At 55.5% G+C, this 20,158-nt stretch carries 21 protein-coding genes and 1 other annotated feature; of the genes, 20 read left to right on the top strand and 1 reads right to left on the bottom strand.

The genetic code is table 11. The annotated features are described in order from the left end of the window. The first annotated feature begins 35 nt into the window (after positions 1-35). From BM322_RS04520 to BM322_RS04430, 19 genes are all read left to right on the top strand, one after another. On the top strand, positions 36-707 hold the full coding sequence (locus BM322_RS04520; protein WP_075428726.1) for a hypothetical protein: 672 nt from the start codon (positions 36-38) through the stop codon (positions 705-707). Between the two features lie 64 nt (positions 708-771). Continuing rightward, positions 772-966, top strand: a binding site (T-box leader). A 50-nt stretch (positions 967-1,016) separates the two neighbouring features. Continuing rightward, positions 1,017-2,042, top strand: coding sequence for a phenylalanine--tRNA ligase subunit alpha (pheS, locus tag BM322_RS04515; RefSeq protein WP_075428725.1), 1,026 nt, complete (start codon positions 1,017-1,019; stop codon positions 2,040-2,042). 18 nt (positions 2,043-2,060) lie between these two features. Beyond that, entirely contained in the window at positions 2,061-4,496 is a 2,436-nt protein-coding gene (gene pheT / locus BM322_RS04510) for a phenylalanine--tRNA ligase subunit beta (RefSeq protein ID WP_075428724.1), read from the top strand. A gap of 11 nt (positions 4,497-4,507) precedes the next feature. Further along, entirely contained in the window at positions 4,508-4,768 is a 261-nt protein-coding gene (locus tag BM322_RS04505; RefSeq protein WP_075428723.1) for a cell division protein ZapA, read from the top strand. Positions 4,769-4,925: 157 nt separating this feature from the next. Beyond that, positions 4,926-6,647 carry a methyl-accepting chemotaxis protein gene (locus tag BM322_RS04500; protein ID WP_075428722.1) on the top strand — a complete coding sequence of 574 codons (1,722 nt, stop codon included), beginning with the start codon at positions 4,926-4,928 and terminating at the stop codon, positions 6,645-6,647. 179 nt (positions 6,648-6,826) lie between these two features. Further along, positions 6,827-7,246, top strand: coding sequence for a prepilin-type N-terminal cleavage/methylation domain-containing protein (locus BM322_RS04495; RefSeq protein WP_143102176.1), 420 nt, complete (start codon positions 6,827-6,829; stop codon positions 7,244-7,246). Beyond that, on the top strand, positions 7,243-7,719 hold the full coding sequence (locus BM322_RS04490; protein ID WP_075428720.1) for an A24 family peptidase: 477 nt from the start codon (positions 7,243-7,245) through the stop codon (positions 7,717-7,719). The genes BM322_RS04495 and BM322_RS04490 overlap by 4 nt, the downstream gene beginning before the upstream one ends. Before the next feature lie 9 nt (positions 7,720-7,728). Next, on the top strand, positions 7,729-8,241 hold the full coding sequence (locus BM322_RS04485; RefSeq protein WP_075428719.1) for a hypothetical protein: 513 nt from the start codon (positions 7,729-7,731) through the stop codon (positions 8,239-8,241). After that, positions 8,238-8,654, top strand: a complete 417-nt coding sequence (locus tag BM322_RS04480) for a hypothetical protein (protein WP_075428718.1) — start codon at positions 8,238-8,240, stop codon at positions 8,652-8,654. The genes BM322_RS04485 and BM322_RS04480 overlap by 4 nt, the downstream gene beginning before the upstream one ends. Then, positions 8,651-9,178: a hypothetical protein gene (locus BM322_RS04475; RefSeq protein ID WP_075428717.1), complete on the top strand. Its 528-nt coding sequence runs from the start codon at positions 8,651-8,653 to the stop codon at positions 9,176-9,178. Before BM322_RS04480 ends, BM322_RS04475 begins: the two co-directional genes overlap by 4 nt. Next, complete coding sequence (locus BM322_RS04470) at positions 9,129-9,611, top strand: hypothetical protein (RefSeq protein WP_143102175.1); 483 nt, start codon at positions 9,129-9,131, stop codon at positions 9,609-9,611. Before BM322_RS04475 ends, BM322_RS04470 begins: the two co-directional genes overlap by 50 nt. Next, positions 9,586-10,821: a PilN domain-containing protein gene (locus BM322_RS04465; RefSeq protein WP_075428715.1), complete on the top strand. Its 1,236-nt coding sequence runs from the start codon at positions 9,586-9,588 to the stop codon at positions 10,819-10,821. Before BM322_RS04470 ends, BM322_RS04465 begins: the two co-directional genes overlap by 26 nt. Before the next feature lie 16 nt (positions 10,822-10,837). Then, positions 10,838-11,395 carry a type 4a pilus biogenesis protein PilO gene (locus BM322_RS04460; RefSeq protein WP_075428714.1) on the top strand — a complete coding sequence of 186 codons (558 nt, stop codon included), beginning with the start codon at positions 10,838-10,840 and terminating at the stop codon, positions 11,393-11,395. 83 nt (positions 11,396-11,478) lie between these two features. Then, positions 11,479-12,639, top strand: coding sequence for a chorismate synthase (gene aroC, locus BM322_RS04455; protein WP_075428713.1), 1,161 nt, complete (start codon positions 11,479-11,481; stop codon positions 12,637-12,639). Positions 12,640-12,641: 2 nt separating this feature from the next. Then, entirely contained in the window at positions 12,642-13,172 is a 531-nt protein-coding gene (locus BM322_RS04450) for a shikimate kinase (RefSeq protein WP_075428712.1), read from the top strand. After that, entirely contained in the window at positions 13,165-14,253 is a 1,089-nt protein-coding gene (gene aroB, locus BM322_RS04445; RefSeq protein WP_075428711.1) for a 3-dehydroquinate synthase, read from the top strand. Before BM322_RS04450 ends, aroB begins: the two co-directional genes overlap by 8 nt. Before the next feature lie 154 nt (positions 14,254-14,407). Next, positions 14,408-14,749, top strand: a complete 342-nt coding sequence (gene rplS / locus BM322_RS04440) for a 50S ribosomal protein L19 (RefSeq protein WP_075428710.1) — start codon at positions 14,408-14,410, stop codon at positions 14,747-14,749. Between the two features lie 80 nt (positions 14,750-14,829). Further along, positions 14,830-15,351 carry a signal peptidase I gene (lepB, locus tag BM322_RS04435; protein WP_075428709.1) on the top strand — a complete coding sequence of 174 codons (522 nt, stop codon included), beginning with the start codon at positions 14,830-14,832 and terminating at the stop codon, positions 15,349-15,351. Positions 15,352-15,369: 18 nt separating this feature from the next. Continuing rightward, entirely contained in the window at positions 15,370-16,122 is a 753-nt protein-coding gene (locus tag BM322_RS04430) for an exodeoxyribonuclease III (protein WP_075428708.1), read from the top strand. A 92-nt stretch (positions 16,123-16,214) separates the two neighbouring features. On the opposite strand, the gene BM322_RS04425 is transcribed toward BM322_RS04430, so the two are convergent. After that, positions 16,215-18,221, bottom strand: coding sequence for a molybdopterin-dependent oxidoreductase (locus tag BM322_RS04425; protein ID WP_075428707.1), 2,007 nt, complete (start codon positions 18,219-18,221; stop codon positions 16,215-16,217). Positions 18,222-18,341: 120 nt separating this feature from the next. Between BM322_RS04425 and BM322_RS04420 the strand changes: the two genes are divergently transcribed. Beyond that, a complete protein-coding gene (locus tag BM322_RS04420) occupies positions 18,342-19,967 on the top strand; it encodes a peptide chain release factor 3 (RefSeq protein WP_075428706.1) in 1,626 nt (541 codons plus the stop codon). The last annotated feature ends 191 nt before the right edge of the window (positions 19,968-20,158 follow it).

The raw sequence follows: 20,158 nt of genomic DNA, 5'->3' as shown, positions 1-20,158 counted from the left end.
ATTTACCATGGGAGATTTTTGTTGGTGTATGCGTGTTGTTTTTATATGCGCCAACACAGACGTGGGCGCAGGAAGGTGTATGGCTGAAGTCATTGATTCCTGTATTTCGCATCGAAAATAAAACGGGATTGGATGAGAATTGTACTGGGGATCTCATGTGGTCAAATTTTACCTATGAAGATGAGGTCTTAGGGCTGGAACCGGAATTGCGAATGTATAATGCAGGGGGGTGCCGAAAGAACGGCGGCGGACGCATTAAATTGATAGCGGGCAATAAGGAGTGTATGTCCTTTCCGGTTAATCAAGACGAATCGGTGAAGGCGGATTTGATTCAGACAAATCAGAAGAAGGCGTTTTTACTGATTCGCACCTATAAAGATTCTGCAAATGGAAGTTCAAGTTGTAAGAATATGTGGCTGATTGGTAAAACGGGGGATGGTTTCGTGACTTACGCTACCAAGGCGACGCTTGACCAGGCTGGTTTGGTATATGATGATATAGTGCCCAAGGTGCATGATGGACAGTTGGAGATAATGAGCATTGCTCGTTGCTATGCGATGGGCGTAAATGGGACGCGAGGCCCTATCGGAGAAAAATATCGGGGCCACAAAATACACATACTCGATTCTTGGTATGCAGCTGCGAATTCGGTATATTTTTTCTGGGATGAAAATGCACAATGGTTTGGGTTCCGGCTGGTGGAATGATGCTGATAAAATTTCGTGGGTGAGCGATTTGCAAAATACCTGTATCTATGTTACACTTTAACGTATCGTGACGATGAAAAAGAAGAGTAGGCTTGCAGAGCATCTTTAGAGAGTCCCCGGTTGGTGGAAAGGGGACGGTGTGGTGGGTTGAACGTTCGCTTTGGAGTCTTTCGGAGGAAATGCCGGACGTAGGACTGCGTTAAAGTCATTTGAGTGAGAAATCAGGGTGGTACCGCGAATTTATGCCTTCGCCCCTCGTGCGCTGTTGCGCAAGGGGCGAGGGCTTTTTTGATAGTAGGAGGTTATTCGATGGAAGAGAAGATTGCACAGCTGAAGGCCGAAGCTGCCGCAGCCGTCAAGGGCGCCAGCGATGTGGCAGCCCTCAACGATATCCGCGTCAAATATCTGGGCAAGAAGGGCGAGTTCACCGCGATCCTGCGCGGCATGGGCAGCCTCAGCCCGGAGGAGCGCCCGAAGGTCGGCGCTATCGTCAACGCCGCCAAGGGCGAGATTGAAAGCCTTATCGGTGAGCAGAATGAGGCTCTCAAGGCCAAGGAGCTGGAAGCAAGACTGGCCAGCGAGCGCATCGATGTGACGCTGCCGGGCCGCAATGTGCCGATGGGCCATCTGCATCCGCTGACGCTGACGCTTGAGCGCATCAAGGACATTTTCGTGCACATGGGCTTTAGCGTAGAAGAAGGTCCCGAGATTGAGCGCGACTACTTTAACTTTGAGGCGCTGAATCTGCCGAAGGATCATCCGGCCCGCGATATGCAGGATTCCTTCTATATCACGGAAGAGATTCTTATGCGTTCGCAGACGTCGCCGGTTCAGGCCCGCACAATGCAGAGCAACGAACCGAATAAACCGATTCGCATGATTGCACCGGGCCGCGTCTATCGCCGCGATGAGTACGATGCGACGCATTCGCCGATGTTCACGCAGGTTGAGGGCCTGGTCATCGACGAGGGCATCAGCCTCGCGGACCTCAAGGGTACGCTCGAGCTTTTCCTGCATCAGATTTTCAACGAGAATGTCGGTGTCCGTTTCCGCCCGAGCTTCTTCCCGTTCACGGAGCCGTCGGCTGAAGTCGATATTTCCTGTGTCATGTGCCATGGCGAAGGCTGCAAGGTCTGCAAGGGCACGGGCTGGCTCGAAATCCTCGGTGCCGGCATGGTTCATCCGCATGTCCTCGAGATGAGCGGCTACGATCCGAAGAAGGTCAGCGGTTTTGCCTTCGGCATGGGCGTCGAGCGTATCGCCATGCTGTCCTACGGTGTCGATGACCTGCGCTTGTTCTACGATAACGACACGTGTTTCCTGAGCCAGTTCTGAGATTGAGGAGGTTATACGATGCAGGTTTCCATTAAATGGCTGAACGATTACATTAAATTCAACGAGACGGCAGAAGAACTTGCCGATAAATATACGATGTCCGGCGTGCCGGTCGAAAACGTCATCCGTGCGGACGAAGGACTCGACAAGGTCGTGACGGGCCGGATCGAAAAGCTCGAGGCACATCCAGATTCGGACCATCTGCAGATTTGCCAGATGAATGTGGGCGAAAAAGATCTCATCCAGATTATTACGGGGGCTCAGAATGTCAAAGAGGGCCAGATCGTGCCGGTGGCTATGATTGGCGCGCATCTGCCCAATGGCCTTCATATCAAGAAAGGCAAGCTGCGCGGCCTGCCGTCCAACGGCATGCTTTGCTCGGCCGATGAGCTCCACATGGATCTTGATAAACTGCCGGAGGAGCAGAAGAACGGCATCTACATCCTGCCGGCGGATACGCCGGTGGGTGTGCCGGCCAAAGATGTGCTGGGCCTTGACGATGTGGTGCTGGAGTTCGAGCTCACGGCCAACCGTGGCGACTGCTTCAGCGTCATGGGCCTCGTGCGTGAGGCTGCTGTGCTCACGGGCAATGAGCCCCACTATCCGGAAATCAAGGTCAATGAGGACGATGCGGCAAGTGCTGCTGACATGGTCAAGATTGACATCGAGGCCCATGACCTCTGTGACCGTTTCTCGGCCCGCGTGCTGAAAAACGTTAAGATCGGCCCGTCGCCGGAGTGGATGCAGCAGCGCCTGGAGGGGGCTGGCATCCGCGCCATCAACAATGTCGTCGATGTCACGAACTTTGTCATGATCGAGCTGGGCCAGCCGATGCATGCGTATGACTATGATGAAATCAAGGGCCATCACCTGACGGCTCGTGTCGCCAAGGCTGGCGAGAACCTCCATACCCTCGACGATTCATCGCGGGTAGCCAAGGGCACGGAGCTCGTCATCGCTGACGATGAGAAGCCGGCTGGCCTGGCTGGTGTCATGGGCGGCCTGGAGACGGAAGTCACCGAGAAGACCACGACGGTCGTTCTCGAGGCAGCATCTTTCTATGGCCCGAACATCCGCCGCACCTCCCGCAGCTGCGGCCTGCACTCCGAGGCATCGGGCCGCTTTGAGCGCGGTGTCGATGTGACGAATACGCCGCGTGCTCTCGACCGTGCTGCCCAGCTCCTGCAGGAAATGGGCGCCTGCACGGTTACGAAGGGCATCGTCGATGTTTATCCGCAGCCGAAAGAGCCGGTCAAGATTGACTTCACGGCGGAGCAGATCAACAAGCGCCTGGGCACGAAGCTGGCTGGGGCTAAGATGGTCGAGATTCTTGAAAGCCTTGGCTTTGCGATTGAGGACAAGGGGAACGAGACCTACACGGCTACGGTTCCTTCCTGGCGTAACGACTGCACTTACATGGAAGACCTTTCCGAGGAAGTTTCCCGCATTTATGGCTTTGACAACATCCAGTCCACGACGCCTTTTGGCCGCGTCATGCAGGGCCGTCAGAGCAATCGTCAGAACTTTATCGATAAAATCAAGCACGTACTGGCTGGCCTCGGAATGACCGAGGAGTTGTCCTTCAGCTTCACGAGCACCGAGATGTTCGACAAGATGCAGGTGCCGGCCGATAGCAAACTGCGTCAGGCTATCCCTATCATGAATCCGCTGACGGATGATGCGCCGTTGGTTCGCACGAGCCTGCTCACAAGCATCATGGAAAATGCTGTGCGCAACTTTGCCCGCAAGAATACCGATATCCGCCTCTTCGATGTGGCGCCGGTATTCTATCCGAAGGCATTGCCGGTGACGGAGCTTCCCGATGAAGTGGTAAAACTCACGGGGCTTATCACGGGCCGCCGTTATCCCTTCGGCTGGAACCAGAGCAATGAGATGGTGGACTTCTACGATATGAAGGGCATCGTCGAGGAGCTCTTCCGGGCTCTGTCCATTTCCGGTTACTCGGTGGAGGCTGGCGAACACTTTGCCCTGCATCCGGGCAAGACGGCCCTCTTCAAGAAGGGCCGTGAGGTGATCGCCACGGTGGGCGAGCTGCATCCGGCAGTCGCCGCTAACTTTGGTATCAAGCAGAAGGTTTACCTCTTCGAGATGGATGTGGAGACGCTGATGAAATACACGGCCAAGAACTTCCACTACGAGTCCCTGCCGAAGTATCCGGCTATTGCCCGCGACCTGGCTATTGTCGTTGACGAGTCGGTGGCCGAAGGCGATATCAAGGCAGTCATCGAGAAGAACGGCGGCAAGTTCTTCTGTGGTGTGACGTTGTTCGACGTCTACACGGGTGAGCATGTGGCCGCAGGCAAGAAGAGCCTGGCCTTCAACCTCAAGTTCCAGTCCAAGGACAAGACGCTGACCGATGAGGAGGCCGATGCAGGCTTCAACAGCATCCTCAAGGCCGTTGAGGACAAGTTCCAGGCGGAACTGCGCGCGTAAGGAGATCCGCTATGGCAGATGAAAAAAAGAAACCGTCGGAGCGCGTTGTCGTAGAGATCTATGGCAACAGTTACCCGCTCAAGACGGATAATCCGCAGCATATGCTCAAGCTTGCGGCTGAGCTCGACAAGAAGATGAAGTTCATGTCGCGAGCTGTCCGCAGTTTTGACGATCGCAAGATTGCGGTGCTGACGGCGCTGCAGATTGCCGAGGAGTACTATCAGCTCAAGAAGGACTACGATGAGCTGGTGGACTTGCTCGAGGAAAAATAAACACGTACGATGAGGAAATAGAACCATGGAAACAACATGGTTCTATTTTTTTTATTCGATTTGGGAGGAAAATATGTTTTTTTAGCGAAATAACAAGTAAAAATAAATTTAAGGGATAAAGGGATACCCTGCATAAAAGGTAAAGGAGTGTTTTATAATGGGATGGATGAATAATTTACGGGTGGCTTACAAGCTGCTGATCTTAGCGGTAGTTGCCGTCATCGGCATGAGCTTTATCGGCTGGAATGGCTACTCAGCTGTCACGAAGGCACAGCGGGATATGGAAGTGATGTATGAAGGCACGGTCAAGGGTGTCGATGCGGTCGGCAAGGCCGGCTATGGTATCCGTTATGCCCAGGGCATGGCGGTTATTGCAACGACGGTCAAAAACAATCCACAGCGGCTGCAGGACCTCAAAGGCAAGTATGAGAGCGGCGTCAAAACGGTAGAAGACAGTATTGCGGCCTATGATGCAATCCCGCATAAAATTGCTGGCGAAGACCCGATCATGGACAAGGTCAAGAAGGATTGGGCCGCTTTGAAGACGAACCTTGGCGAAGCGGTGGCTTTAAGCATGGAAGGCAAGAACGAAGAAGCGCTGGCTCATTACGAGAAAACTGGTTCGCCGCTGGCAGCAGCCTTGGGAAAGGAACTAGGTGAACTGTCAGAGCTCAACAGCAAACATGCGGAGGAGCTCAATACGCAGAATGATATTGACTCGGCTGCGGCTGTCCGCAATACGGTCATCCAGCTGCTGGTCACGCTGATTATCCTGATTGCCTGCGCGCTCTGGATCACGAAGGAAATCACGAATCCGCTGGAAAAAATGATGCTGTCACTCGATCGTCTTGAAGGTGGCGATTTCAGCGATCATGCGCGTACAATCATGCGCGGCGATGAATTCGGCCAGATGGCCGATAAGGTTGCATCGGTTCGCATGAGCCTCAACAAGCTCATGCGTGAGACGAGCTCGACGGCAGAGCAGCTGGCAGCATCGTCTGAGGAACTCACGGCAAGCTCCCATCAGTCGGCACAGGCTTCGGAGCAGGTGGCCCAGTCGGTAACGAATGCAGCTGGTGCTGTGGCTGAGCAGCAGCAGGATGTGGGTGATACGATTGCAGCCATCGACAAGACGGCAGCAGCTATCGATCGTCTGAATCAGACGGCTAAGGAAGTCTCGGATCATGCGGCAGTCACCAATGATGCAGCTACGAGCGGTAACGAGTCGGTCAAGACGGCAGTCGAGCAGATTGAAAGCGTTGCCCGCATCGTCAATACGTCGGCGGCTACGGTCGATAAACTCGGTCAGAGTTCCCAGGAAATCGGCCAGATCGTTGAGACGATTTCGGCTATCGCTGAGCAGACGAACCTCCTGGCACTCAATGCAGCTATCGAGGCTGCCCGTGCTGGTGAGCATGGCCGCGGATTCGCAGTCGTTGCTGACGAGGTAAGAAAGCTCGCCGAGGAATCCCAGGAGGCTGCACAGCGCATCACGAGCCTTATCAATGGCATCCAGGGCGATACGGCTGAGGCCGTCCGCTCGATGCAGGCAGGCAGTGACGCGGTCAAAGAAGGCACTCAGTCGGTCGAAGAGCTGCGTGAGAACTTCGCAAGTATCCGCGATGCGGCAATGGCCATGGCTGAGCAGGCTAAGAACATGTCGATGGAAATCCGCGCTGTAGCATCGGAGACCGAGATCGTCAAGGAGAAATCCGATGGCATCCTCAAGAAGGGCGGCATGGTCGCTTCTGAGATGGAGAGCGTATCGGCTGCCTCCGAGGAGCAGTCGGCATCGGCTACAGAAATCGCCGATGCGAGCACGTCGCTTGCTAACCTGGCCCAGGGCCTGCAGAATTCGCTGCAGAAATTCAGATTCTAACTGCATAATAGGGAATGGGAAGACTCCGTTGGATCGTAAGATTCAACGGAGTTTTTGATTTATGTGTAATGTTGTAACATATATTTTTTTAGATGCACAGGAAATTCCTGCAGTGTGGCGAAGTCTACCACCGGTAAACATCTATGTCGTGAGTAAGAGATTGGAGTAGAAAGGAGAACATGATGGAAAAGACAGATGAAGCGGGATTCTCATTGTTGGGCGTGCTCATAGCGGTCATGATCATCGGCGTGGTGGCAACGATTGCTGTGCCGAAGTTCAACTCGATGATTGTCATGGCCAATACGAGCAAGATACAGGCTGACCTCAGTACCCTCGATGCGGCAGTGGCTGTCTATGAGGCCCAGGAGGGCAACGTGCCAACTGAATTGTCGCAGCTGAAGGATTATGTCAATGATGTGGAGAAGCTCAAACCGCCGGTGGGGGAATGCTTTTTGAAAGACAGTGATGGAAAGGCTGTAAAGCATACGATCAAAGATACTGCTTACAGGCTGGTGGAGACGGAACACAGTGCCCTGGGGCCTGTGAAAACGAGGCGGGCTGCCTGTGATGATCATTTTTCGGGTGATTTCGGCAAATGATGGCAAATGATATGGAGAAGGTTATCGGCGGTATCTGGCTGGGCTATTGGCTCTGGCGTTTGGCCTGCATCGATAGGCAGTTGGGGGTGCTGCCCAATCGGTGGGTATTGTTGCTTGCCGTGTCAGCGGTATATCCCTTAGGGTGCGGATTGGTGGATTTTGCCGCGGCGGTACAGGGAAGTGTCTGTGGTGGCGGAGCCTTATGGTTCCTTCGTTGCCTCAGTCGGAGCGGCATTGGCTGGGGCGATGTCAAGCTGACAGCAGCCATGGGGTTGTGGCTAGGCTGGCAGGCAATGGCAGTAGCCTTGGGGGTGGCATTTTTTCTAGGCGGTATCGTGGCTGGTATCCTTGTGCTGCGGGCTGCGTATCGTCCTTCTGATAAGCTGCCGTTTGGTCCATTCTTGGCTATGGGCTTTTTCGGAGCTTATTGGTTTGGTGTGGCTTGCTGGCGATGGTATTGGTCATTATGTTGAGGTGAGGCTATGAAGGATGAACAAGGCTTTGCTTTATTGGAGACTGTCGTGGCAGTAGCTGCGGCTGCATGTCTGGCTGCTGCTATCGCGCCGGGAATCCTTAAATTCTATCGTGAGACGGCACTGGAATACGAGTCGGAATGCTTGTTGGCTGATTTGCGGCGCACGCAATCATTGAGCCGCATGGTAGCAGAGCAGGGCTGGATGTATGGGCAGGAAGAGCCGAATGAACAGAAGGCGCAGATACATGTGGAGGGAACATACTATGCTTTTCGTGTGAAGAGCCAGGCGGGAATCGTGGAAAATGTGCATCATTATCTGCCGCTTATACATGTCAAGCGCAAGGATAAGTCGGAGAGCAGCGGCAGTGGGATAATCGCTTTCCGGCAGAATGGCAGTCTGGAGGATATCGGTACGGATATGATGACCTTGGTCATGTACTGCGATGGCTGGGAAGATGAAGGGCGGAAAATCATGATCAGCCGGGCGGGAAGGATGCGGATGAAGAGGATGATGCGATGAAGAAAGAAGAGCAAGGCTATATATTGCTGGAAACCCTGATTGTTGGTGTGATACTGCTGGCAATGGTGGCTGGTATGCGCCTTTATCGTCAGGCTGTGCGTGTGGAGGATTTTGACAGCATGCGTACGGCAGGCATCTTTTTAGCCCGGGAAGAGTTTTCGTGGCTGGAGTGGCAGGCTGAGCAGACGGGACTGATAGCAGGACACGTCGAGTGGCTAGGCGATGAGAAGGCGTTGATGATGGCGACAGGACGAGGGCGGTTTGCAGTCACTGCTGATGTGACGCCACTGGCGGATAATGCTTGGCATGTCCTAGTAACCGTGGTGTGGCCAGGCGATACGAAGCAGGAGACCATGCAGTTTACGCGCGTACTGTGCCGGCAGGGCAACAGGGAAAGAGGCTATGGCGGATGAGGAAGGACAGGCAGAAGGGCTTTGTCGTATTGGAAGCTGCGGTGTCGCTGCCAATGCTGGCTTTGCTGTTGACCGCGGCGGGGGCAATGGTCTTGTGGAGCATCAAATATTATTTTGTCGTCATGGCCGATGCTGAACTGCATCAAGAGGTACAGATAGCTTTTGAACGGGTGGTAGAGGATGCGTTGGAATCAAAAGCTATTGAGCCTAATTGTACGTTTGATTACGGTTATGATTTTTGCAAGCGCAGCTATGTGTTAACGCCTGTTGAAGCGCAGGAAATCCGCAAGGTATATTGGATAAATCTTGTCGAAGATACTTGCAAGCTGGTTGAGGGAAGCGATGCGTCGGCACCGATGACTGGTGATTCGGCGATGGCAGAAGTAACTATTCGTGACTTTTCCTGTCAGGAGGTGAGTGGTCATAAAGGGCTGTATATCATCAAGCTCAGCGGCCAGAGTCAGAGGACCGGGCATGTATATACCTTGGAAACGGCTGTTTATCTGTCGCTGGGTAGAGAGTGAAGATGATCGTGATGAAGAGGGGGCAGTCACGGTTGTGATGCTATGCCTGCTGATGGTGGTCGTGATGTTTGCCTTGGCTATGATGCATACCGTGCATACCATGCAAAAAGCTAATGCGGATTATCAGCAGGAGATGCAGCTGCGATTGGCAGCTGAAGGGGTGACGGAGCAGGCGGCGCAGCAGCTCATGGCACAGCCGGGAATGGCAGCTTCCTGGCAGGATGAAGACAGTCAGCCGCTGGCTGGGAATCGTTTTATCTATCCAGAGACGATGGCGGTACAGGTTACCGCTTTGCCGCGGAAGGATAAGCTGTATCTGATTGGGTTTGCGCGTTATAAAGACCGCGGGGCCAAGTGGGAACGTCACCGCATGGTCAAAGGTGTGCTGAAGAAAGAGGGGGATGCGTATGTATGGCTGGGCTGGGCTCCATGACTGGGGACAAAGTCTCTGGCAAAAGTGCCAGAAGGATTGGCCGGCAATCCTCGGGCTGGAGATAAGAAAAGATGGTAGCATCTGTCTGCTGCGGGTTGAACGGGGCGAGCCGTGGCTGGTAACGGATGCGGTGCTATTACCAGCTGAGCCGTTGGAACTTAGCGAGCAGGCAGAGCGCATCAGCGCTCGCTTGGCGCGGGAAGGCTGGGAGGATATTCCGCGGGTGCTTTGGGCAGATGAGGAGCAAGTCCTTGTTCGTCTAATCAAAATACCGCCGGACATGAAGCCTAAGGAACAGTTCGAGGCGGCTTATTGGGAATTTGAATCACAGCTTGGCAATGAAGGCTTGGCGATTGAAGATTTTCAAGTTGCCTGTATGGATTTAAACGAGCAGCAGGAGGTATGGATGGCAGCTGTGAGTCACGAGTATATCGCGCAGGCAGAGGCGGCTTTTTCCCAGGCAGAGATTCCGCTGGCGGAGCTTGTGACAGGTGATCCGTTGACAAGTCAAGTGGAATTTGACCCGTCGGATGGGGGCGGGCTGATTATTGGCGATACGAGACTAGGCTATGGGCAGTCCGCTGCTGGTCTGCCGGTAGATGCGTTGGGCGGTGCCTTGCGTGCTGCCTTGATATTTGGCCAAGGGATTGAGCAGGCGGCCAAGCGGGCACTATGGCTGTTAGAACCGGATAGCCGTGTTGACCGCTGGGATTATCAGCACTTGGCAATGATCATGCTGGCTGTTGTATTTAGTGTAGCCAGCATGCTGCTTGCTTGGGATGGCTGGCAGCTTTACCAGGCACAGCAGCATGCAGTGCAGAGCCGGCAGGAGCTGCAATCATTATTGCCCGTGCAGCAGAAGATGCAGGGGGAGGAAAAGATCCGGGCAGGGCTGGAGCAGAAGGAGCAATGTCTGCAAAGTTTGTCGCAGACGCGGTTTCCTTGGTACAGCCTGCTGGTTCATCTGGGGACGATGACGGTGGATGGCGTCTGGCTGGATGGCTTGGAATTACAGGAGCAGGATGAGATTCGGATTGAGGGGCAGGCTGTGAGCTACGATGCCATCGCCGATTTCGTACAGGCTTTTGAGAAGGATAAGGATTTCTTTTCCGCAGGGCCTGTGCTGGAGTCTTCGGGCAGTGCGGCTGGCAAGGAAAAGCAGGCGGCAGGGAACAGCGCAATTGGTTTTCGCATGCGGCTGCATCTGTAGGAGAGAGGCGTAGGATATGGTTTGGCGGCAATTAGCAGGGAAAGAGTGGCTGACGGCGGCAGCTGGCGCCTGTATGGTGCTTGGTCTAGGCGTTTATTTTTTCATTCATCAGCCGTTGCGGGAAATGCAACAGGCAGCGGCGACTGAGGCCGGGCAGGTGCAGGCACAGATCGTGCAGGTCACGAACTATCAGAATGCGCATCTTGACCTGGTGGCTTATGAAGAGGAGCTGACTAAGCGGCAGGAGCTGGCGGATAAGGCGCTGCCGTCTGCGTTGGAGCAAGGTGCGTTCCTCAGTATGCTGCAGCGCGAGGCATTGCGCAATCATATGGAGCTGCAGCAGGTAACGCCACAGGCAGTACAGCAGCAGGAAAGTCTGCAGGTATTGCCGGTGGAGGTAAGGTTTCGCTGCCGGTATTTTGATTTGCTGGCCTTTTTGCGCGGCTTGCGCGAAAGCGAGCGCTATGTCCAGGTGGAGCGGATAAAGGTCAAACAGCAGGATGGAATCCTGTTATGTGCCCTGCAGCTGCGGATCTACGCCTTGCCAGAGGGAAAATCCGTGGACAATGATTGATATTCAGAGGACTTGATTTATCACATGCAATAAATTAAACTAGTAATGATAGAAATTTGAAAACCTGCGAGGTGTATCCTGTTATGAGTATATTACGTTTTATGACGGCTGGGGAGTCCCATGGCCCGTGTCTGACGGCAATCCTGGAGGGGCTGCCAGCGGGGCTGAAGCTTGACCTTGAGGCCATCAACCGCGATCTGGCCCGCCGTCAGCAGGGCTATGGCCGCGGCGGCCGCATGAAGATCGAGAAGGATAAAGTCGAAATCGTTTCGGGCGTGCGCTTCGGCGAGACGCTGGGCGGCCCGGTGACGCTTCAGGTGGTCAATAAGGACTTTGCCAACTGGACAGATCGCATGGCGGTATTCGGGGAGCCGGCTGGCCCGAAGGTCACTGCTGCGCGCCCGGGCCATGCCGATCTGACTGGCGTCAAGAAGTATGACCGCAAGGACGTCCGTGATATCCTTGAGCGGTCCAGCGCCCGCGAGACGACGATGCGCGTGGCTGTGGGCGCAGTTTGCAAGGAATTCTTGCGGGCGCTGGGCATAAGCATTGTCTCGCAGGTTACGAATATCGGCGGCGTGGCTGTTGACTTGTCAAAGATTGACCGGTCAAGACTCGGCACGGAGAATGGCTCGGAGCTCAACTGCTATGATGCTGAGGCTGAGCAGCAGATGAAGGCCAAGATTGATGCGGCCAAGCAGGCTGGCGATACGCTGGGCGGCATCTTCGAGGTGACGGTCCGCGGCCTGCCCGCAGGCCTCGGCAGCCATATCCAGTGGGACCGCCGTCTCGATGCGAAGCTGGCAGCGGCGATGATGTCGATCCAGGCCATCAAGGGCGTGGAGATCGGTGCAGGCTTTGACTGCGCCATCCTGCCGGGCAGCCAGATCCATGATGAGGTATTCCTCGATGAAACTGGCGAGGTGTACCGCAAGACGAACCGTGCGGGCGGCCTGGAGGGCGGCATGACGAATGGCGAGGAGGTCGTGGTCAAGGCGGCCATGAAGCCAATCCCGACGCTGATGACGCCGCTGCATTCCATCGACATCGAGAGCCGCGAGGCTGTGCTGGCCTGCAAGGAACGCAGCGATACCTGCGCCGTGTCGGCGGCAGCCGTAGTCGGCGAGGCTATGACGGCCTTTGTCATGGCGGAGGCTATTTGCGACAAGTTCGGTGCTGATGCGCTGGTGGACGTCAAGGCGGCAATGGACAGCTATAAACAGCGCATCGGGAAGGATTGGTGAGCATGAGGAACGTCGTACTCATCGGTTTCATGGGCACGGGCAAGACGAGCACCGGCAAGATGCTGGCGGCAAAGCTGGGCGCGGCCTTCATTGATATGGATCAGAAAATCGAGGAAGAGGCGGGCATGAGCATCCCCGATATGTTTGCCCGGAAGGGCGAGGCGTATTTCCGGGAGCAGGAACGGGCGCTGGTGAAGCGGCTGGCGGCGCGCCGCAACGCGGTCATCTCGACGGGAGGCGGCACGGTCAAGAATCCGGACAACGTGGCGGATTTCAAGAAGAGCGGTGTCATTGTCTGCCTGAGTGCAAGTGTCGATGCGGTGCTGGCGCGCACGAACCGCCGCGGCACGCGGCCCGTTCTGGACGGTGCCGACCAGGGCGACCGCCGCAAGGCGGTGGAGCAGCTGATGGCTGAGCGCCGGGAGCTTTACAAGCAGGCGGACTACACCATCGATACGAGTGAGCTGTCGCCCCTGCTGGTCGTGGAAAATATCGTGCGTTTTTTGAAAACAAGAGGTGTACTGCATGCGTGAGGTCAAGGTAGAGTTAGGCGAGAAGAGTTATTCCATCTATATCGGCTATGGATTAGAAGAGGAATTGCAGGCCTTTGTGCGCAGGGCAGGGTTTTCCCCGAAGGCCTTGCTCGTGACGGATACGAATGTCGGCCCGCTCTATGGCAGCAAGGTCAAGAAGCTGCTGCAGGCGGCCGGGCTGCAGGTGGAGATCGCGCAGGTTCCCGCTGGTGAGAGCTCCAAGTGCCTGGCCGTGGCCGAGGGGCTCTATACCAAGGCCATCGAGCTTGGTCTTGACCGCAAGTCGCCGATTTTCGCGTTGGGCGGCGGTGTGGTCGGCGATCTGGCTGGCTTCATCGCGGCGACCTATATGCGGGGCGTGCCCTTCGTGCAGCTGCCGACGAGCCTGTTGGCGCAGGTCGACTCAAGCGTGGGCGGCAAGGTGGCTGTCAACCATGCCTTGGGCAAGAATCTCATCGGGGCCTTCTATCAGCCCAAGGCCGTCTTCATGGATCTGGCGCTGATGAAGACGCTGCCCAAGCGCGAAATCTATACGGGGCTGGGGGAGATCATCAAATACGGCATCATCTATGATGCGGAGTTCTTTGCGTTCCTTGAGCAGAACCAGCAGGCAGTGCTGAGCTTGGAGCCTGAGGCGGCAACGCATATGATTGCGCGTTCGTGCGAAATCAAGGCAGCTGTCGTGAGCCAGGATGAACAGGAGGCAGGGCTGCGGCGTATCCTGAACTTTGGCCATACGATGGCCCATGCCATCGAGAAGGAGACCGGCTATGTGCGCTACAACCATGGCGAGGCCGTCGCCATCGGCATGGCTGGCGCCGCCGATATCAGCGTACAGCTGGGGCTGCTGCCTGCGGATACTGCAGCGCGTGTGAACAGGCTCATTGCGGCACTGCATCTGCCGGTGCAGGCCGAGGGCTGCACCGTGGAGGCGATGTATGAAGATATCTTCCACGACAAGAAGACCGTGGGCGGCAAGGTCAACTGGGTGCTCATGACGGGAATCGGCACGGTGGTATCCCGCAATGACGTGCCCGAGGAGGTCGTCAAGCGGGCGATGGCGGCGCGTATTTCCCGCTGATTTTCAGTGAAAATTAATTTTTCGGGGTGTTGAAACGCTCTTCCTTTTATGATAAACTATCAGAGTATATGTGGGCGGTCCTCTGAGTGAGCCGGTGACTTGTCACCCATGAGATGCTTGCCACGAACGTCTGAAATAAGGAGGAAATATACAAATGAACATCATCGAAACTTTGGAAAAAGAACAGCTCCGCTCTGACATCCCGGCTTTCGGCCCTGGTGACACGGTTCGCGTTCATGCGAAAATCGTCGAGGGTTCCCGCGAGCGTATCCAGATGTTCGAGGGCGTTGTCATCGCTCGTCAGGGTACGGGTGTCCGTGAGACGTTCACGGTTCGTCGTATTTCTTACGGCGTAGGCGTTGAGCGTATGTTCCCGGTTCATTCCCCGCGCATTGAGAAGATCGACGTTGTCCGCAAGGGTATCGTTCGTCGTGCAAAACTCTATTATCTGCGCAACCTTACGGGTAAAGCTGCTCGTATCAAAGAGAAACGCTAATTGGCGTAACGGTAGGGACTGCTTTTGGGCAGTCCCTATTTGTTTGTAGATTAAAAGTCGATTAGGAGGAGGATACTGTAATGAGTTCTTTAGGAGAAGAAGCCAAGGATTGGATTATCTCGATTGTCGTCGCTGTTGTGCTGGCATTCATCATCCGTCAGTTCGTCGTAGAGCTGTACATCGTTGATGGGCCGTCGATGCGGCCAACGCTGCAGTCCCAGGAGCGCCTGGTGGTCAACAAGTTCATCTACCAGTTCCGCGAGCCGCAGAAGGGGGAAATCCTCGTCTTCCAGTATCCGCGTGATCCGAAACGCGATTTCATCAAACGCGTCATCGCGACGGCTGGCGATACGGTCGAAATCAAGGATGGCCGCGTATTCGTCAATGACCAGCTCTTGAACGAGGACTATATCCTCGAGAAGACGAAGAGCGAATATCCGAAGTCCACGGTGCCGAAGGGGACGATCTTCGTCATGGGTGACAACCGCAACAACTCGGAGGACAGTCGCTTCGCCGATGTCGGCTTTGTGCCGCTCAATCTCATCAAGGGCAAGGCGATGCTGGTGTTCTGGCCCTTTGATGCGTTCAAGACGCTGCCGTGATAGCATGAGGTATTGCCGATGAAATTTATCTCTTGGAATGTCAATGGCCTGCGGGCCTGCCTCAAAAAAGGCTTTATGGAATCTTTCTGCCAGCTGGGGGCGGACGTCTTCTGCTTGCAGGAGACGAAGATGCAGCCGGATCAGGCCATCCTCGACCTGCCGGGCTATAAGCAGTACTGGAACAGCGCCGAGAAGAAGGGCTATTCGGGGACGGCGGTCTTCACGCGCATCGAGCCCCTTTCGGTAAGCTACGGGCTCGGCATCGAGGAGCACGACCACGAGGGCCGTGTGATCACGCTGGAGTTCCCAGAATTCTACTTCGTGACGGTCTACACGCCGAACTCCAAGCGCGAGCTGGAGCGTCTGGCCTACCGCATGGAGTGGGAGGATGCTTTCCGTGCCTATCTGCTTGAGCTTGACAGCAAGAAGCCGGTTATCGTCTGCGGCGATCTCAACGTGGCCCACACGGAGATCGATCTCAAGAATCCGAAGACGAACCATCATAATGCAGGCTTCACCGATGAGGAACGGGGCAAGTTCACGGAGCTTCTGGAGGCGGGCTTCATCGATACCTTCCGCACGCTGTATCCGGAGCGCGCGGGCATCTACACTTGGTGGTCGTACCTGCGCAAGGCCCGTGATACGAATGCGGGCTGGCGCATCGATTACTTTGTGACGTCGAAGCGGCTCCAAGACCGCATCGCCGATGCGACCATCCACAACGAAATATTTGGCAGTGACCATTGCCCGGTGGGCTTGGAACTGAAATAAGCACGTAAAAACGGCAGCTGCAATCTTGACATGTCAGGATTGCGGCTGCCGTTTTTTGACTTGTCAGCATTGACTTGTCAAAATTTGACCGGTCAGATCTTGCTGATGTTGACTTTGACATCGTAGAAGGTGCTGCCGTCGTCTTTGTCGGTGGTGCGGGCATGGGTCAGCTGGTTGGTGTTGCCAGTCTTTGTCAGCGTGTTCCACCAGACGCCCTCGCTGACGACGCGGCCCGGGGCGGTGCGTGTCGTCAGGGTCAGCGTAAACTGCGCACTTCCCTGGGCATTGCTGGCCTGCACGGTATCGCCTTCGCAAAGGCCCAGGTGCTGGGCATCATCAGGATGCATCAAAAGCTCCATGACATGGCCACGCGTAAGCTCGGGCCGCTCGTTGAAGGAGCTGTCGAGGATACGCGGGTCCGGGGCGTTGATCAGCAGGAAGGACTCGTCATCCTTGGCGTAATGGGGCGGACGGTAGTCGGGCATGGCTGGTTCGATGGCGGGATTTTTGATTTCGATTTTTCCCGAGGGTGTTTTAAAATCGAGTTTGTAATTTTCGGGCAGAGGCAGGTCGACTGGCTCGCCGTTTGCTAGTTTTGCTTTGTCGACAGGCAGTGGCCAGGCGGTGTCGGTGCTGGCGATGAATTTTTCGATCAGTTCCGCTTCCGTCTGCTGGAAGAAGGTATCGTCGATGCCCATGGCCTTGGCCAGCAGCGCGAAGACCTGCCAGTTGGATTTGCTTTGGCCGACCGGCGGGATGGCGGCATCGCCGCGCTGGACGGTATAGTGGCCGTAAGAATAGTAGATGTCGTCGTGTTCCAGGGAAGTCGTTGCAGGCAGGATGATGTCAGCGTAGCGGGCCGTATCGGTCATAAAGCGCTCGTGGACAACGGTGAAGAGGTCTTCGCGCAGCAGGCCCTGCTGGACAAGTGCCTGCTCGGGAGCCGTGCAGGCAGGATTGGAGGAATAGACGTAAAGGCTCTTGATGGGGGGCGCGAGTTTTTTGTCGGTAAGTGCCTGGCCGAGTTTTATCATATTGATATGTCGGACGCCACCCTTTTCCTTTTCGGGGCGGCGGATGATGCTCTTGTCAAAGGCATGACTGCCCGAGGCTGAGGTCAAAAGGCCGCCGCCAGTATGGGCATAGGCGCCGACGATGGCGGGCAGGCAGGTGATGAGACGGGAGGTCATCGCGCCGTTGCCGTAGCGGGATTGGCCACTGCCGAGGCGGATGAAGGGGGCCCGGGCGCGGCCGAAGGCCTTGGCAAGCTCCTCAATGGCTGCGGCAGGAACCTCGGTGATGGCTGCTACGTCAGCTGGTGAATAGCGGGGAAGGACGTTGTCGCGAAGTTCCTCCCAGCCCGTGACATATTGCTGGATGAATTTCTCGTCGACAAGCCCGTCGCGGCTAAGCACATGCATAAGGCCCAGGGCCAGGGCACCGTCGGTGCCGGGCTTCACGCAGGTGAAGTGGTCGGCATAGCGGGCCGTCGGCGTCTCATAGGTGTCGATGCACCAGATTTTGGCGCCGTTCTGGCGGGCAAGCTCCACGTCGTGACGGAAGTGGATGTCGGTGGCCAGCATGCTGATACTCCAGAGAATGATGAAGTCACTGCAGCCGGCCTCCTGGGGTGCCGTGGGCAGCGTGCCGCCCATGACGTCGCGATAGCCGCGCGATTTTGCCGGCGCGCAGATGGTGCGGTCAAGGCTCGTGGCGCCCAGCTGATAGAAGAAGCTGTGGCCGGCACTGTACTGGATGGTGCCCATGGTGCCAGCATAGGAGTAGGGCAGGATGGCCTCGGCACCGTACGTATCAATGATGGTTTTCCATTGGCTGGCGATGGCCGCAATGGCGGTGTCCCAGCTAATCGGCGCAAATTCCCCGCTGCCCTTGGGGCCGACGCGTTTGAGGGGCGTCGTAAGGCGTGCCGGCGAGTGCACCGTGCGCTCGTAGCGCGCCATCTTGGGGCAGAGCGTGCCGCGGGTATAGCTGTGGCTCGGGTCGCCCTTTACTTTGATAACTTCATCGCCCTCGGTATAGACAAGCAGCCCGCAGCAGTCGGGGCAGTCGTAGGGGCAGGCGGATTTCTTGATTTCCATGTGGACACCTCCATTGTGTTCATTATTCTCTATTATACGACAAGAAATTAATTATTGCGATGATAATAGTCCTTATGATAATATGTAGATTAGTGTTATTTGCATATGGGAGGATTTACTTTGTCAGCATTAAGTGAAGAACTCAATAAAGAAATAGAAAAGCGCCGCACCTTTGCCATCATCTCCCACCCGGATGCTGGTAAGACGACGCTTACGGAGAAACTCCTGCTCTACGGTGGTGCCATCCATCTGGCTGGTTCCATCAAGAGCCGCAAGACCCAGCGCCATGCGGTATCCGACTGGATGGAAATCGAGAAGCAGCGTGGTATCTCGGTCACTTCGTCGGTGCTGCAGTTCGACTACGACGGCTGCCGCATCAACATCCTCGATACGCCGGGCCATCAGGACTTCTCCGAGGACACTTACCGCACGCTGATGGCCGTTGACAGTGCTGTCATGGTCATCGACGTCGCCAAGGGCGTCGAGGCGCAGACGAAGAAACTGTTCAAGGTCTGCAAACAGCGCAACATTCCGATTTTTACCTTCGTCAACAAGCTCGACCACTATGGCAAGGCGCCAATCGACCTCATGGACGAAATTGAAAACGTGCTGGGCATCCGCTCTTATCCGATGAACTGGCCAATCGGCCAGGACGGGCAGTACATGGGCGTCTATGACCGCCGCAACGACAAGGTACTGCTCTTCGCTGAGGATACGACCCATGGTCAGGAGGCGCGCATTGCCGACGTCTACGAGCCCGATGACCCGGCAGTTATCGAGCGTGTGGGCGAAGACGTCTGGGAAGCTCTGCAGGAAGATCTGGAGCTACTCAATGAGGCTGGCGAAGAATTCGATATGGAACTTGTCAATGCTGGTGAACTCACGCCGATGTTCTTTGGTTCGGCCATGACGAACTTCGGTGTGCAGGACTTCCTTGAGGGCTATATCCGCATGGCGCCAATCCCGCAGCCCCGCAAGTCTTCAGAGGGTATGATTCCGGCCAGCGATGAGAAGTTCTCGGGTTTTGTCTTTAAGATCCAGGCCAACATGAACCCGGCCCATCGCGACCGTCTGGCCTTCATCCGTATTTGCTCGGGCAAATTCGAGCGCAATATGGAAGTCTGGCATGAGCGTACGGGCAAGATGCTGAAGCTGGCTCAGCCTCAGCAGTTCCTGGCTCAGGACCGCCAGATTGTGGATACGGCATACCCGGGCGATATCATCGGTCTCTTCGACCCGGGGGTCTTTGGCATCGGCGACACGGTCTGTGATGCCAGCCATAAGTTCAAATATGCGGACTTCCCGGTATTCCCGCCAGAAAAATTCGCCCGCGTCCAGGCGAAGGATACCATGAAGCGCAAGCAGTTCGTCAAGGGCATTGAGCAGCTGACCCAGGAGGGCGCAATCCAGCTCTTCCAGCAGGCTGGCGCCGGTACCGAGTCCTATATCGTCGGCACCGTCGGCACGCTGCAGTTCGAGGTGCTGGAGTACCGTCTCAAGAACGAGTACAACGTTGACATCGAGATGAACATGCAGCCCTTCGAAGTTGCCCGTTGGATGGCCTTCGAGGATGGCCGCGAAGTGACGCCGGCAGCGCTCAAGGGCGCTGACCGTGGTATGTTTGTCTATGATCGCAACCAGAATCCGGTACTGCTTCTTAGCAACGAGTGGGCCATTGGCTGGATTACCGACAACAATCCGGATCTCGTGCTCAACCACGTCCCCTTTGACAAGAAAGAAGCATAAAGAAATACAAACGCCTGTTGACGAAAATATCGACAGGCGTTTTGCTATGTAAATTACAGTTTGTCTGTTAGTTCGAGATTACAATAAGTTTGATACAGCTCAGCTGGGGTGAGGGTGGGTGCACTTTTTCTCCGCTCCGCTAAATGACCCGCGCTGGTAGGTTGTACGTACCTAGGTACATGCGCCGGGCA

The organism is Selenomonas sp. GACV-9 (genome assembly GCA_900116485.1).
Taxonomy (GTDB): Bacteria; Bacillota; Negativicutes; order Selenomonadales; family Selenomonadaceae; genus Selenomonas_A; species Selenomonas_A ruminantium_G.
Note: the sequence above shows the minus strand (reverse complement) of the source record. Positions and strands in the feature narration are given on the sequence as shown.